15 protein-coding genes are annotated in these 14,593 nt (G+C 66.4%); 9 read left to right on the top strand and 6 right to left on the bottom strand.

What is annotated here, in order from left to right; all coding sequences use genetic code 11:
• Window positions 1–38 precede the first annotated feature (38 nt).
• Window positions 39–1,226, top strand: a complete 1,188-nt coding sequence (locus tag ACFO0J_RS00455) for an FAD-dependent monooxygenase (RefSeq protein ID WP_376811095.1) — start codon at window positions 39–41, stop codon at window positions 1,224–1,226.
• Window positions 1,227–1,248: 22 nt separating this feature from the next.
• A complete protein-coding gene (locus ACFO0J_RS00450) occupies window positions 1,249–2,088 on the top strand; it encodes a DsbC family protein (RefSeq protein ID WP_376811094.1) in 840 nt (279 codons plus the stop codon).
• Here the strand turns inward: ACFO0J_RS00450 and sigJ are convergent.
• Window positions 2,033–2,944, bottom strand: coding sequence for an RNA polymerase sigma factor SigJ (gene sigJ, locus ACFO0J_RS00445; protein ID WP_376811093.1), 912 nt, complete (start codon window positions 2,942–2,944; stop codon window positions 2,033–2,035). The genes ACFO0J_RS00450 and sigJ overlap by 56 nt on opposite strands.
• Window positions 2,945–3,189: 245 nt before the next feature.
• Here sigJ and ACFO0J_RS00440 point away from each other — a divergent pair, with 245 nt between their 5' ends.
• Window positions 3,190–3,654, top strand: coding sequence for a carboxymuconolactone decarboxylase family protein (locus ACFO0J_RS00440; protein ID WP_376811092.1), 465 nt, complete (start codon window positions 3,190–3,192; stop codon window positions 3,652–3,654).
• A 70-nt stretch (window positions 3,655–3,724) separates the two neighbouring features.
• On the opposite strand, the gene ACFO0J_RS00435 is transcribed toward ACFO0J_RS00440, so the two are convergent.
• The 3 genes from ACFO0J_RS00435 to ACFO0J_RS00425 form a co-directional block, all read right to left on the bottom strand.
• Complete coding sequence (locus tag ACFO0J_RS00435; protein ID WP_376811091.1) at window positions 3,725–4,876, bottom strand: ABC transporter substrate-binding protein; 1,152 nt, start codon at window positions 4,874–4,876, stop codon at window positions 3,725–3,727.
• Between the two features lie 77 nt (window positions 4,877–4,953).
• Entirely contained in the window at window positions 4,954–6,765 is a 1,812-nt protein-coding gene (locus tag ACFO0J_RS00430) for a methyl-accepting chemotaxis protein (RefSeq protein WP_376811090.1), read from the bottom strand.
• 163 nt (window positions 6,766–6,928) lie between these two features.
• A complete protein-coding gene (locus tag ACFO0J_RS00425; RefSeq protein ID WP_376811089.1) occupies window positions 6,929–7,585 on the bottom strand; it encodes a thiopurine S-methyltransferase in 657 nt (218 codons plus the stop codon).
• A 166-nt stretch (window positions 7,586–7,751) separates the two neighbouring features.
• On the opposite strand from ACFO0J_RS00425, the gene ACFO0J_RS00420 reads away from it, so the two are divergent.
• Complete coding sequence (locus ACFO0J_RS00420) at window positions 7,752–8,123, top strand: DUF4168 domain-containing protein (RefSeq protein ID WP_376811088.1); 372 nt, start codon at window positions 7,752–7,754, stop codon at window positions 8,121–8,123.
• A 58-nt stretch (window positions 8,124–8,181) separates the two neighbouring features.
• Here ACFO0J_RS00420 and ACFO0J_RS00415 read toward each other — a convergent pair whose 3' ends face one another.
• Window positions 8,182–8,409, bottom strand: coding sequence for a 4-oxalocrotonate tautomerase (locus ACFO0J_RS00415; protein WP_376811087.1), 228 nt, complete (start codon window positions 8,407–8,409; stop codon window positions 8,182–8,184).
• Between the two features lie 120 nt (window positions 8,410–8,529).
• Between ACFO0J_RS00415 and dctP the strand changes: the two genes are divergently transcribed.
• From dctP to ACFO0J_RS00390, 5 genes are all read left to right on the top strand, one after another.
• The gene (gene dctP / locus ACFO0J_RS00410) at window positions 8,530–9,591 is read left to right on the top strand and encodes a TRAP transporter substrate-binding protein DctP (RefSeq protein ID WP_376811086.1); all 1,062 of its coding nucleotides are present in this window, start codon (window positions 8,530–8,532) and stop codon (window positions 9,589–9,591) included.
• A 26-nt stretch (window positions 9,592–9,617) separates the two neighbouring features.
• A complete protein-coding gene (locus ACFO0J_RS00405; protein WP_376811085.1) occupies window positions 9,618–10,133 on the top strand; it encodes a TRAP transporter small permease subunit in 516 nt (171 codons plus the stop codon).
• Window positions 10,133–11,452, top strand: coding sequence for a TRAP transporter large permease (locus ACFO0J_RS00400; RefSeq protein ID WP_376811084.1), 1,320 nt, complete (start codon window positions 10,133–10,135; stop codon window positions 11,450–11,452). The genes ACFO0J_RS00405 and ACFO0J_RS00400 overlap by 1 nt, the downstream gene beginning before the upstream one ends.
• 73 nt (window positions 11,453–11,525) lie before the next feature.
• Entirely contained in the window at window positions 11,526–12,401 is an 876-nt protein-coding gene (gene dapA, locus ACFO0J_RS00395; protein ID WP_376811083.1) for a 4-hydroxy-tetrahydrodipicolinate synthase, read from the top strand.
• Window positions 12,402–12,413: 12 nt separating this feature from the next.
• The gene (locus ACFO0J_RS00390; protein WP_376811082.1) at window positions 12,414–13,895 is read left to right on the top strand and encodes an aldehyde dehydrogenase; all 1,482 of its coding nucleotides are present in this window, start codon (window positions 12,414–12,416) and stop codon (window positions 13,893–13,895) included.
• Between the two features lie 38 nt (window positions 13,896–13,933).
• Here ACFO0J_RS00390 and ACFO0J_RS00385 read toward each other — a convergent pair whose 3' ends face one another.
• A complete protein-coding gene (locus ACFO0J_RS00385; protein WP_376811081.1) occupies window positions 13,934–14,590 on the bottom strand; it encodes a GntR family transcriptional regulator in 657 nt (218 codons plus the stop codon).
• Window positions 14,591–14,593 lie beyond the last annotated feature (3 nt).

Here is a 14,593-nt window from a genome sequence, read left to right as displayed (position 1 = left end):
GCAATTCGTCCGGCGGCACGGCGCAGTATGATGAGCACATGAAGCATCAGGAACCCATTCTCGTCTGCGGCACCGGCATCGCCGGCCTGGCCTGCGCGCTGGGGCTGGCCCGGGCGGGCCTGCCCGCCGCCCTGCTGGGGCCGCGCCAGGTCCCGGCCATGCGCGCGGCGGACGACTACCATCCGCGTGTCTACGCGATTTCACCGGCCAGCCGCGACCTGCTCGACCGCCTGGGCGCCTGGCGGTTGATGGACGCGCGCCGCGTCACCGCCGTCGAGGCCATGGAAATCCAGGGCGATGCCGAGGGCCGCCTGGACCTGTCCGCCTGGCAGGACGCGCGCGACACGCTGGCCTGGATCGTTGAATCCGGGGAAATCGAACGCGCGCTCCAGCAGGCCGTGCAGGTCATGGGGATCGAATGGCACGAAGACCGCTTCGAGCGCCTGGAAACCCGTGGCCTGGGCGTGCGGGTGACGACCGGACAGGGCCGTGCGCTGGATGCCGCGCTGCTGGTGGGCGCCGACGGTGCGCGTTCGCCGGTCCGGCTGGCGTCCGGCATCGAACATCATTACACGCCGTATGGCGACATGGGCGTGGTCGCGCACCTGGACATCGGCCTGCCGCATCAGAATCGTGCCTGCCAGTGGTTCACGGGCGACAGCGTATTCGCGCTGCTGCCCATGCCGGATACGACGGATGGTCCGCAGGCGTCTCTGGTATGGTCCATGCTCGAAGGCCGGGCGCGCGAATGGCAGGCGATGGACGCCGACGCCCAGCAGGCGTTTTTTGCTGCGCACGCGCGGGCCATTACGGGCGATCGCCTGGGGCCGCTGCGTCTGCGTACGCGCCCCCAGGGCTTCCCGCTGACGCTGGAACGCAGCGCCATGGCGGCGCCGGGTGTCGCCTTGGTGGGTGATGCCGCGCATCGGGTGCATCCGCTTGCCGGGCAGGGCCTGAACCTGGGCCTGGGCGACGTGAAGGATCTGCTGGACGTGCTGCGGACACGCGAGCCCCAGCGCGCGCCGGGTGACCCTCGGGTCCTGGCGCGTTATCGCCGCCGCCGGGCCGAGCCCGTCTGGGCCATGGGCCTGGTCACGGATGGCCTGCACCGGCTGTTCGGCGCCTCCAATGCCCCGACGGCCTGGGCGCGCAACCAGGGCATGCGTCTCGTCGACGGCCTGCCTTTTTTGAAACGCCGCCTGATCCGGGCTGCCGTCGGCGATTGAGTTCATCACTGAGGTTTTTTCCATGAAACACCCCCTGAGCCTGGCCGCGCTGCTGCTGTGCGGCAGCCTGTCCACCCTGGTCCAACCCGCGCTGGCGGAGCCGTCCGGCGACCAGGTCTTGAGCACCCAGTCGTCCTCCCGGGCCGCGCCCGCCGAATCGTCCGCCCCCGCGCGTGACGGTACGAAGGACCGCGTCCTGTCCACCTCGCCCGCCCAGTCCGATTCGGCCCGGGCCGTCGCCCGCGTCTTCGAGCAGCGCTTTCCCGGGATCCAGGTGGACGCCGTCCGGGTGACGCCCATGAACGGGATTTTCGAGGTCCAGGTCGGCATGGACCTGCTGTACACCGATGCCCAGGTGGATTACGTGCTGCAGGGTTCGATGATCGACGCCCAGGCGCGCCGCGACCTGACGGCCGAACGGCTCGAAGCCTTGCAACAGGTGGCTTTTGACAGCCTGCCGCTGGATCATGCGATCAAGCAGGTCAAGGGCACCGGCGCGCGCAAGGTCGCCGTGTTCGAGGACCCCAACTGCGGCTACTGCAAGCAGTTGCACCGCACCCTGGAAGACGTGGACAACGTCACGGTCTACACCTTTCTGTTCCCGATCCTGTCGCCGGATTCCACCACGCGTTCGCGCGATATCTGGTGCGCGGCCGACCCGGCCAAGGCCTGGAAGGCCTGGATGTTGAACGGCCAGGACCCGGCCAAGGCTGAATGCGACACGCCGATCCAGACCAATCTGGTCCTGGGGCGCAAGCTGAACGTGCAAGGCACGCCGGCCCTGTTCTTCGCCGACGGCACGCGCGTCAACGGCGCGCTGCCGCTGGAAGCGCTGAAGCAGAAGCTGGACGCGCAAGGTTAGTATCCACGCCCGTCAGCTTTTCCGGATTGAGCACCCGCATCACGGACAGGATGCGGGCGCCGTCCGTCTCGAACGACGACACGGCGAAAATACGGCCGTCGATCCGGGCGATGGCGCCGGTGCGGCCATTGACCCGGCCCGCCTCGATCGAGAAGTCCGGGGGCAGCTTGCCCAGCACGCCGATCTCCAGGCGCGCGATGCGCCGGGCGCCGATGATGGGGCGCCGCGACGCGCCGACCTTGCCGCCGCCGTCGCTCAGGTAGACGGCCTCGGGGGCGAGCAGTTCGGCAATGCGCCCGGCGTCGCGGGCCTGGACGGCCTGAACGTACTGCTGCACCAATCGCTGGTGCGCGGCCTCGGAGACCTCGAAGCGCGGCTTGTCGCGGCCGACGCGTTCGCGGGCGCGATGCACCAGTTGGCGGCAGGCCGCTTCGCTCTTGCCCAGTGCCGTGGCGATGTCCGCATAGGCGCAATCGAACACGTCGTGCATCAGGAAGCCCACGCGCTCCTCGGCGGACAATCTTTGCAGGACGAGCAGCAGGGCCATGGAAAGCTCCGAGGCCAGCTCCGTCGCCTGGTCGGCGGGCGGCTCCATCGCCACCAGAGGTTCGGGCAGCCAGGGGCCGATATAGGCTTCGCGCTCGACCTGGAGCGCGCGCAAGCGGTCCACGCACAGGCGCGAGAGCACGGTCACGAGCCAGGCCTCCATCGAGCGCACGTCCTCGGGCTGCCTGGCATGCCAGCGTAAAAAGGCCTCCTGCACGGCGTCCTCGGCCTCTTGCCGCAGGCCGAGCATCCGGTAGGCCAGCCGAAACAGGCGGGGGCGCAGTGCGGCCAGCGCCTGGTCGTTTGCCATCTCGTTTTCCATCGGGACATTCACCTTGGCCATTGCCGCCACGAATTGCCGCCACGATATAACAAGACGAACCGGCATGCGCCTGTGTGACAGCCGTGCGGCATTTTCAGGAAGATTTTCGGGCGGCGGTCACAACTCCGCCGGCTCATCCGTCTTGATGGGTGTACTCGACTGAAAGGTCGCGTCACTGCGACGCGACCTTGCCAGGCGATCCACGCCCCTCTTGAAAGGATGAATCCATGCACATGCAACCTCGACTGAACTTCTTCGCCGAAGCACCCGAGCAGATGAAGGCCGTGATGGGCCTGAAGCAGGCCATCGATGAATGCGGCCTGGAACGCTCGCTCATACATCTCGTCAATCTGCGTGCCTCACAGATCAACGGCTGCTCGTACTGCGTCGACATGCACAGCCGCGAAGCCCGTGAAGACGGGGACACCGAGCAGCGCGTCTTTCTGGTCTCGGCCTGGAAGGAATCCCCTTTGTTTTCGGCGCGCGAGCGCGCGGCGCTGGCGTGGGTCGAACGGGTGACGCTCGTCGCCGATGGCGGCGTCCCGGATGTACTCTATGAACAGGCGCTCCAGCATTTCAGCAAGAGCGAACTCTCCCGGCTGACCGTTGCCATCGGCTTGATCAATACCTTCAACCGGCTGTGCATCGCGTTTCATTCGATTCACGAGGTGCGCGAGGCCGCCCCTATGGCGGGGTGAAGTGGCGCGCGGCGCTTGCGCAGCCGCCTCGGCGTGAGGATTGCCCGAACCGAGGCGTGCTGGACAGCCGTCAGTGCAGCAAGGTCCAGGCGCCGTCCTTGACGGTGATGAGTTCGCGTCCGCGCTTGTCAAAGCCGCTGTGATCCTCGGGCGTCATGGAATAGACCCCCTGGGTGGCCACCAGTTCGTGGGTCTGCTCCAGGGCATCGCGCAGGGCGCGGCGGAATTCCGGTGTGCCCGGCTGGGCGGATTTCAGGGCTGTGGGGATGGCGTGTTGCAGCAGCAGGCCGGCATCGTAGACGTTGGCCCCGAAGGTGGCCGGTGTTTCGCCGTACTTGGCCTGGTAGCGCTGGATGTAGTCCTGGACGATGGGCTTGGACGGGTTGCTGTCGGGGATTTCGGGCAGCACCAGCATCAGGCTGGCGGCCAGGATGGTGCCTTCGGCCGATTTGCCGGCGAATTTCAGGAAGGCGGGCAGGGCGGCGCCGTGGGTTTGGTAGAACCGGCCCTTGTAGCCTTGTTGCGCCAGCGTCGTCTGCGGCAATGCGGCAGCGCCGCCGGTGCCGGCGACCAGGATGGCGTCGGGCTTGGCGGCCAGCAGCTTCAAGGCCTGTCCGGTGACAGAGGTGTCGGTGCGCTGGTAGCGCTCGGTCGCGATCAGGTCCAGGCCCTGGTCTTTGGCCATGCGGCTGAAGACCTGATACCAGTCGTCGCCGTAGGCGTCCGCAAAACCGATGAAGCCGACGGTCTTGATGCCGCGTTTGACCATGTCCTGGACCAGGGCCTGGGCGATGATGTCGGTGTTCTGGGTGGTCTTGAAGGCCCACTTCTTTTGTTCGGTCATGGGCAGCACCACCGAGGCTGCGCCCACGGGGGCCAGCATCGGCGTGCCGGATTCGGCCGCGAACTGCAGCACGCTCATGGAGTTGGGCGAGCCGGTCGGGCCGATGAGGGCATCCACGTGCGATTCGGTGATCAGTTTCTTGAAGGCCGTGACGGTCTGCGTCGGATCGCTGGCGTCGTCCAGGGTGATGTATTCGATGGTCTGGCCGCCCGCCTGGGTCGGCAGCAGCGGCACGGTGTTTTTCTGGGGAATGCCGACCAGGGCTGTCGGGCCGGTGGCGGACACGACCACGCCGACTTTGACCTGGGCATGGGCGTGGAGCGGAAAGGCCAAAGCCAGCACGGCCGCCAGCGCGGCGCCAGGGATGCGGATGTTCACGGCGGATGTCTCCTGAATGAAGCACGGCCCGCGAGTGCGGGCCGTGCGCAGATCTCACACGATTGTAATGAAAAGCCCTAGAATTCGGTCCATTCCCCGGTATCCGCGGAGGCCGGGGCAGGCTTGCCGGGTGCGCGCAGGGCGGGCTTGGCGGCAGCGCGGGCAGCGGGCGCGTCGGCCGCGGAGGCGCTGCGGGCACGTTGCGGCGCCGGGCTGACGACCTTTTCCGGTGCCGAGGGCAGACGCGGCGGCTGGGAAGCGCGCGCGGCGCCGGCGCCCGGGGCAGCCCCCGCCTGAGCGCTTGATTGCGTGCGGGACTGGGCGCCTGGCTGCGCGCCGGCCCCGGCGTCGGTCTTGCTCAGGGTGAAGGTGGCGACCAGTTGCGCCAGGGTGTCGGCCTGCTCCTGCAGGCTGGTGGCCGCGGCCGCCGATTCTTCGACCAGGCTGGCGTTCTGGCGGGTGACGTCGTCCATCTGGGTGACGGCGGAGTTGATTTCCTCGATCCCCGTGGTCTGTTCGCGGCTGGCTGCGCTGATCTCGCCCATGATGTCGGTGACGCGATTGATGCCGTCGACGATGTCCTGCATCGTGGCGCCCGCGCGCGAGGCCTGCTCGTTGCCCTTGGCGGTGGATTCCACCGAGGTGTCGATCAGGCCCTTGATTTCCTTGGCGGCGCCGGCCGATCGTTGCGCCAGCGCGCGAACTTCAGAGGCGACCACGGCGAAGCCGCGGCCCTGCTCACCCGCGCGGGCGGCTTCGACCGCCGCGTTCAGGGCCAGGATGTTGGTCTGGAAGGCGATGGAATCGATCACCCCGATGATGTCGGCGACCTGCTGGGACTTGGTGTTGATCTCGCTCATGGTGGAGACCAGCTCGGCGACGATGGCGCCGCCGTCCGTGGCGGTCTTGGCGGCGGAGGCCGCCAGGGTGTTGGCCTGCTGGGCGTTGTCGGCGTTCTGGCGCACGGTGGCGGTGATCTGCTCCATCGTGGCGGCGGTCTCGGCCAGGGAGCTGGCCTGTTGTTCCGTGCGCGAGGACAGGTCCAGGTTGCCGGCGCTGATCTCGGCCGAGGCCGAGGCGATCGCGTCCGAGCCGGTGCGGATTTCGCTGACGGTGCTCCGCAAGTCCTGGCCCATGTTGCGCAGCGCCTGTTCCAGCAGGGTGACTTCGTCCTTGCCTTGGGGGTGGATGTCCTGGCTGAGGTCGCGTTGGGAGACGGAGCCGGCCAGCGCCACGGCGTGGCGCAACGGGTGGGTGATGGAGCGCGTCACGCGCCAGGAGAACAGCGGTCCCAGGATCAGGGCCAGCAGGGTGGCCACTGCCAGGATGCTCAGGCCCAGTTCGGTGGCCCGCTTGCTTTCGCTGAACAGATGGCTGACGAAGTCGCCCTGGAATTTGGACAGCTTGTCGATCTCGGCGATGTACGTGGCCGTGATCTTGGGCATTTCCACGTTGAAGAAGGTGTCGGCCTTGGCGTAGTCGCCGTTGTCCAGGTCCTTGAAGGCCTGGGTGCGGCCCGTCACGTAGGATTCGCGGGCTTTCATCGCGTTGCCGTACAGTGCCTTGGCCTCGGGGCTGGTGACCATGGCCTCGATCTTGGCCCGGGTCTCGGACGCGTGCTGGTCCGAGGCGTCCATGCCCTTCTTGAAGACCGCCAGTACGTCCGGATTGGTCAGGTTGGCGGCGGCCAGCGCCTGGTTGGCATTGACCTCCACCTGGCGAGCCCATTGCAGGATCAGGGAGTTCGCGATCTGCCGTTCTTCGAGATTATCGTTGGCCTTCTGGCCGTCGATCATGCGCCAGGCGCCGATGCCGGACATGATCAGCAACAGGATGATGATGAGCCCGAAGCCCAAGGCCAGTCGGGTGCCGATCTTCAAATTACGCATGGTGTGCTCGTGTTTTGGCTGGGTGTCTCCTGGAGACGCGTCGGCAGCCGTCCGTCGCGGTCCAAACAATTGTTTACAGGCGATTTTACGAAACGGGGTTGATTTCAAAGCGAATAACAGGCGCCCGGTGGGGCCTCAATTCCTTTGTGTGGGATTGCGCGGATCAGACCGCCGTCAGGCGGAAAACTTCCGTGCTCAGGCGGGACAGGCCGCGTGCGGCGAACTTGGGTTCCTGGGCCAGGATGTCGCGGGTTTCCAACGGTTCGATGCGCCAACGGTCGCCGTAGCGCGCCTGGATCTCGGATGCCGGCACGGCAAACGGCGGCCCGTCCATCTCTGCTTGCGGGTAGTCCAGCGTCAGCAGCAGCGTGCGGCAGCCGGCGGGCAGCCGCCCATAGACGTGGCGCACATAGCGCTCGCGCAGTTCGGGCGTCAGGGCGATGAGGGCGGCGCGGTCATAGCAGCCCGTGCAATCGGCCAGCGTGGCCGCGTCCAGGCCGAAGATGTCGCCGCACAGGAATTCGATCGGCCCGGTCCGGTACAGCGTGCCCTGGGGCGTGGACCGGATCTCGGGCTGCAGGGCGTGTTCTTCGAAGAACTGCCGGACGGCGATGGGGGATAGCTCCACCGCCAGCACGGCGTGACCTTGTTCCGCCAGCCAGAGGACGTCCAGGGTCTTGCCGGCCAGCGGCACCAGCACCCGGCTGCCGGCCGGCAGACCGAGCCCGGGCCAGTGTTTTTGCAGCAGGGGCATGACGCGGGACTGATGAAAGCCGGTCTGTCCCTGTTCCCAGCGCTGCAGCCAGAAATCCGTATCCATGTGTGTCTCTATGCGGGGGTTCGAGGTGTGCGCCCCGGGCGGTGCGGCATCCGGGGACGGCGGCGGCTGGTGGCATGATGACACAGGACTGTACATCGGGAAACTTGAAACCCCCTGCCCCCGCCGCGATCATGAGGTGGTTGATTACGCGACGCAGGAGTACAGAATGAATCAATTGATGAAAGGCTTTCTCGCGGCTTCCGTCATCGCGCTGGGATTGGCGGGGCCTTTGATGGTTGCCAAGACCGCAGGCGCGCAGACGTCTTACGAGGCCGTGGACAAGCCGACTGATGAACAACTGCAGCGTTACGCCGTCGCCGTGCGCAAGGTCAGCGCCGTGGCGGCGGAATACCAGCCCAAGCTGGAGTCCGCCCAGGACGAGCCTGCCAAGCAGGCGGTGCGCGTCGAGGCCGATCAGAAAATGGTGGATCAGGTCGAGGCCGGAGGCATGAGCGTGGCTGAATACAACGGCATCAGCCGCGCCGTGCGCGAGAGTCCCGAGTTGCGCCAGAAGGTCGAACGCATGGTCGGGCAGTAGGCGTGGCTGCCGGGGCCGCGCCCCGGCAGCCTGAGGGAGCCTCTGATGCAGCGGTTCCCTAGTTTTTTTCGGACCAGAACACCCCGCCTGTGGCCCAGCGGTCCTTGCTGACTTCCGTCAGGATGATGTCCACGGAATCCGGCTGGCAGCCCAGGACTTCGCAGGTGCGTTCGGTCAGCGCGCGAACGAGTTCGCGCTTTTTTTCGGGGGTGCGGCCCTCGAACAATTCAATGTGCATGGTCGGCATGGCGTGGCTCCTGTGAAGGTTGAGGAGGGAGCCTAGCATAGCTGGGATGCGTCAGTGTTTACCCTAAATATGTTGTAAATATATTTATTGGATATTAGACTGGAAGCAGCGCGAGGGCTGTTCAACCGGCGCCGAATCCAATCCTTCGAGGGGGAGACCATGAAGAAGATTTTCCGTACCCTGGCCGTGGCGGCCTTCACGATGTCGATGTGCGCCGCGGGCGCCGCGACGGCTGCTGACGTGACCTGGCGCGTGCCGACCTCGGTGCCCGAAGGTTCGCCTTTCTATCAGAACTTCCTGGAGCGCTTCGCCTCCAACGTCAAGACCATCACCTCCGGCCGGGTCGAGATCCAGCCCTTTGGCGCCGGCGTCATCGTGCCCGCCCTGAAGGTGTTCGACGCGGTGCGTGACGGCGTGGTCGAGGCCGGCCACTCCACCTCCAGCTACCTGGTCAACCAGAATCCGGAAAACGCCATTTTCTCGGGTTTCCCGGGCGGCATGGGGCCGGATGCCTACAAGGCCTGGCTGTATCAGGGCGGCGGCAAAGAGCGCCTGGAAAAACTGCGCGCCGGCGAAGGCCTGAAGACCATGATCGTCGGCATCGGTTCGACCGAAGTCCTGGCGCACGCCAACAAGCCCATCCGCAGCGCGGAAGACCTGAAAGGCATGAAGTACCGCACCTCCGGCCCCTGGGCCGAAGTGATGCGCGATTACTTCGGCGCCGTGCCGACCGTGGTGCCGGCGGGCGAGACCTACACGCTGCTGCAGCGCAAGGGCGTGGACGCCGTGGAATGGGCGCCGCCGTCGGCCAATATGCCGGAAGGCTTCCACCAGGCTGCCAAATACATCGTCGTGCCGGGCGTGCACCAGCCGACCTTCATGTGGGAAGTGGTCGTCAAGCAGGAAACCTGGGACAAGGTGCCGGCCGACCTGAAGCCGCTGATCGAAGCCGCCGCCTATCTGACCACCGAGCAGAGCCTGGACTTCTTCTATGACGCCGACATGAAGGCCATGGAGAAGTACCGCGCCGGCCGCAACGAGATCATCACGCTCAGCCCCGAGTTCGTGAAGCAGCTGTCCGATGCGGGCTACGACTGGATGCACAAGACGGCCGACGCGCAAAAGGCGGCCGGCAAGCCGGACATGGCCGAGGTGCTGGCCGACTACGAGGCCTACCACAAGCGCTGGAAGGCTGAAAGCAACTACCTGATGCGCGACTGATCCAGCACGCCCTTAGCGAGGCCGAGATGCTCAATGCCCTGACCCGATTTGCAAACGGCGTGTCCTGGTGCGCCTCCCAGCTGGCCAGCGTGGCGGCGGCCGTTCTGACCGTGGCCATGGTGTACGAGGTCTTTGCCCGCTATGTGTTCGATGCGCCCACGGCCTGGGCCTTCGACGTCGCCTACATGGCCAACGGCGCCGTCTTCCTGCTGGGCGTGGCCTACGTCCTGCGGGAAGACGCACACATCCGCATCGATGTGCTGCGCAACCGCCTGCCGGCCCGCTTCAATCATGGGGTCCAGGGGGTCGCTTATTTGCTGATCCTGGCGCCGTTCTTCGGCATGCTGTCCTGGATCGCCGTGTCGCATACCTGGCGCGCCTGGGTGCGGCATGAGGTCGAGACGGTCAGCCCCTGGGCGCCGCTGATGTGGCCGTTCTATCTCTGCATCGCGATCGGCCTGATCGCCTTGACCCTGCAATTGGCGGTGGGAGGGCTGCGGGCCTTCTGCGGCCTGGATTCCGACGCCAAGAAGGATCACTGATGAATCCGACCATCGCCGCCCTGATGTTCCCGGGGATGTTCCTGCTGATCTTTCTCGGCATCCCCGTTTCCCTGTCCCTGATCATTCCCGCCCTGGTCGCGGGCTGGTTCGCCTTCGGCGACCAGGTGTTCAATCAACTCTACGGCGGCCTGTATTCGGCGGCCACCAACTACATCCTGTCGGCCATTCCGATGTTCGTGCTGATGGGCGCGATCCTGGAACGCTCCGGCATCGCCGCGCGGCTGTTCCGCACCATGCAGCTCTGGCTGGGGCGGCTGCCCGGCGGCCTGGCCGTGGCCACCATCGCCATGGGCGCCACTTTTGCGGCTGCCGCCGGTGTGGTGGGCGCGGTCGAGGTCATGGTGGGCCTGATGGCGATTCCCGCCATGCAGCGCTTCCGCTATGACAATTCGCTGATCGCCGGCACCATCTGCGCGGGCGGTTCGCTGGGCACCATGATTCCGCCCTCGGTGGTGGCCGTGGTGTACGCCTCGCTGGCCCAGATTTCAGTGGGCGAGCTGTTCGCCGCCATGCTGTTCCCGGGCCTGGTGATGGTGGGGTTGTTCGTCCTTTACATCGTCGTGGTCTGCATCCTGGACCCGAAGAAAGGCCCCCGCGCCGATGATCCGGACATGCGCCTGCCGCTGATGGAAAAGCTGAAGATCACCTTCAGCGGCCTGCTGCCGACCATGCTGCTGATCGTGGCGGTGCTGGGCTCTTTGATGGCCGGCATCGCCTCGCCCACCGAGGCCGCCGCCGTCGGCGCCATCGGCGCGCTGATCCTGTGCATCTGCTATGGCAAGTTCAGCCTGACCGTGATGCGCGAGTCGCTGGCGATCACGGTGCGGATTTCCGCCATGATCCTGCTGATCGTGGCCGGCGGTATCATGTTCACCGGGATCTTCGCCGCCAATGGGGGCTCGCGCCTGATCCAGGGGCTGATCTCCGACATGGGCCTGGGGCTGTCGGGCACGCTGGTGTTGTTCCTGTGCATTGTGTTCCTGCTGGGTTTCGTGCTGGACTGGACCGCCAACGTGCTGATCTGCGTGCCGCTGTTCCTGCCCGTGCTGACGGCGGCCGGCGTGGATCCGGTCTGGTTCGGCACGCTGGTGATCATCGTCATCCAGACCAGCTACCTGACCCCGCCGATGGCGTCCTCGATCTTCTATTTATTGTCGATTGCGCCGCCCGACATGAAGTACGGCCAGGTCTGCAAGGGCGTGGTGCCCTTCATCCTGGTCCAGTTCGCGACCCTGGCGCTGGTGGTGCTGTTCCCGGCCCTGGCCACCTGGCTGCCGCAGCGCGTCGTCGGGTTCTGATTTCGATCCCGGGGCCATGCGCCCCGTCCTGGCCCGATCGCACGGGCCGTCTTTTGAGTCTTTAGGAAAGCATATGAAAACCGACGGAGTCCTGGTTCCCATCGTTACCCCGTTCGCTGCGGACGGCAGCGTTGATGCCGCTGCGCTGCGTCAACTGGTGGAACGTTTCATCGAGGCCGGCGTCGCCGGCATCGTGGCCTGCGGCACCACGGGCGAATACTATGCGCTGGAAGACGACGAGCGCGAACTGGTCCTGCGCACGGTGGCCGAAGCCACCCGGGGCCGCGTGACGTCGATTGCCGGCATCAACGCCCTGTCCACGACGCAGGCCATCCGCAATGCCCGGCAGGCCGAGGCCCTGGGCTATGACGGCCTGATGCTGTCCACGCCGCCCTACAGCCTGCCGGAGCAGGCCGGGATCGTGCAGCACTTCACCACGGTTGCCCAGGCCACCAAGATGCCCATCATCATGTACGACTTCCCGGCGCGGGTGGGCGTGCAGATCGCCGTGGAAACGGTGATCGAGCTGGCGCGCATCCCCAACATCGTCGGTATCAAGGAAAGCAGCGGCAGCTTCAACCGCGCCCTGGCCCTGATCCAGTCCGACATCCCCGATTTCCAGATCATCAGCGGTTCCGACGACATGGCCGCCGACTTCCTGTTCTGGGGCGTGCGCAGCTGGATCAGCGGCGGCGCCAACGTGTTCCCGGCCGAACAGGCCGCCATGGTCAAGGCCGCCGGCGAGGGCCAGTGGGACACGGTCCGCGGCATGATGCGCGGCATGTACCCGGTGATCCAGGCCATGGAGTCGGGTGACTACAATCAGAAGGCCAAGCTGGGCTGCCGCCGTCATGGCGTCGAGGCCGGCCCGGTGCGCCTGCCCCTGTCGCCGATGTCGCAACAGGATGAACGCGCCTTCCTGGCGCTGTTGGACGCCTACCAAGGTTAAGGAGACCGCCGTATGCCGCAGACCAAGGAACAGATATTCGCCCAGGCCCGCGAGGGCAAGCTGTGGGCCGGCCACCTGATCCCCGGCCATGATGTGCCGGGCGCCCGGATGGACAACACTACGCCGATCGACAACAGCGTCATCGGCGCCCTGGAATCGGGCACCGCCGCCGACGTCGACCTGGCCGTGCGCGTGGCGCGCGCCAGCTTCAAGTCCGGCGAGTGGTCGCAACTGGCGCCCGCCGAACGCAAGCGCATCATGCTGGGCTGGGCGGACCTGATGACGGCCCACGCCGAAGAACTGGCCGCGCTGGACTGCATCGACGCCGGCAAGCCGATCACCGAATGCCTGAACACGGACATGCCGGCCACGCTGGATACCTTCCGCTGGTATTCGGAGGCGATCGACAAGTGCTTCGGCCGCATCGCGCCGACCGGTCCGGCCGCCACCGGCCTGATCGTCAAGGAACCCATCGGTGTGGTGGGGGCCGTGCTGCCCTGGAATTTCCCGGCCCAGATGTACGCCTGGAAGGTCGCGCCCGCGCTGGCGGCCGGCAATTCGGTCATCGTCAAGCCGGCCGAACTGACCTCGCTCAGCGCCTATCGCATGACGCAACTGGCCCACGAGGCCGGCGTCCCGGCCGCCGCGCTGCAACTGGTGACCGGCCTGGGCGAATCGGTGGGCGAGGCCCTGGGCCGGCACATGGACGTGGACGTGGTGTCCTTCACCGGTTCCACCGAAGTCGGCCGCTATTTCCTGAAGTATTCCGCCGAGAGCAACCTGAAGGAAATCGTCCTGGAATGCGGCGGCAAGAGCCCGCAGGTGATTTTCGAGGACGCCGATCTGGACGGCCTGGTGGACCACGTGCTGAACGCCGCCTTCTGGAACATGGGCGAGAACTGCAGTTGCGGCTCGCGCCTGATCGTCCAGTCCAGCGTCAAGGACGCGGTGCTGGATCGCCTGCGCGCGCGCCTGTCGAACTGGAAGGTCGGCCTGCCCACGGACGAGTCCGTGCAGATCGGCCCCATGGTCGAGCGCGCCCACTTCGAGAAGGTGCGCGGCTTCCTGGAAGGCGCAGCCGCCGACGGCGCGCGTCTGGCGCACGGCGGCCGGATCCATTCGGAACTGGGCAGCGGCTGGTATGTCGAACCGACCATTTTCGACGGCGTCACGCGCGAAGCGCGCCTGTTCCGCGAAGAGGTCTTCGGCCCCATCCTGGCCGTGTCCACCTTCGAGACCGAGGCCGAGGCCATCGAGCTGGCCAACGACAGCAACTACGGCCTGGCCGCGTCCCTGTACACCCGCGACGTGGGCCGCGCCCAGCGCATGGCGCGCGCCATCCAGGCGGGCACGGTGTCGGTCAACGGTTTCTCGGAAGGCGACATCACCACCCCGTTCGGCGGCTACAAGCAGTCCGGTTTCGGCGGTCGTGACAACGGCCTGGAAGCCCTGGACCAGTACCAGCAGGTCAAGACGATCTGGTATGTGAACTGAAGTTGAAGTGAAAAAAAGCGCCCTCGGGCGCTTTTTTTTCACCCCTCGATCACCGTGTGGGTGAATTCCATCAGGTAATCCATCAGCGCATCCGCGCCCGCGATGGCCCGCTCCGGGTCATTGGCATGAATGCCTTCGGCCAGCATCAGGTGGCAGCGGGCGCCGCGTTCCAGGTCGCCTTCGTGCCGGTAGGCGTACCAGAAGCGCCGGCACTGGATGATCATCGGGATGATCGCCTGCACCGCGTAGGGATTGCGGCTGGCCTCGTGCGTGACGCGGTCCAGCGCCTGATCGGCCGCCATATAGCCGGCCAGATCGCCCTGGCGCGCGGCTTCGGTCATGTCATGCGCGGCTTGGAGCAGGGCGGCGCGCTGCCCGGCCGTGGCCCGGCGGGCCGCCGAACCGGCGATCAGGCGCTCCAGCACCCGGCGGGTCTCGATCAGGATCAGGTGTTCCGCGATGCGGATTTCGCTCACGCGCAGCCCGCGCCGGGGCTGCTGTTCGATCAGGCCGCTGGCGATCAGCCGCATCAGGGCCTCGCGGATGGGCGTGCGGCCCAGTCCGGTCATCTGGATCAGGTCGCTTTCCACGATCGGCTGGTTGGGCTCCAGCTGCAGCGTGGCGATCATCTGTTCGATGCGGTCGTAGGCTGCTTCGGTGGCGCGGATCTTGACGGTAGGGGATGCGGAAGTCATATC

It is taken from the genome of Castellaniella hirudinis, assembly GCF_042651965.1.
In the GTDB taxonomy this organism is placed as follows: Bacteria; Pseudomonadota; Gammaproteobacteria; order Burkholderiales; family Burkholderiaceae_B; genus Castellaniella; species Castellaniella hirudinis.
This window is presented reverse-complemented; position numbering and strand designations above follow the sequence as displayed.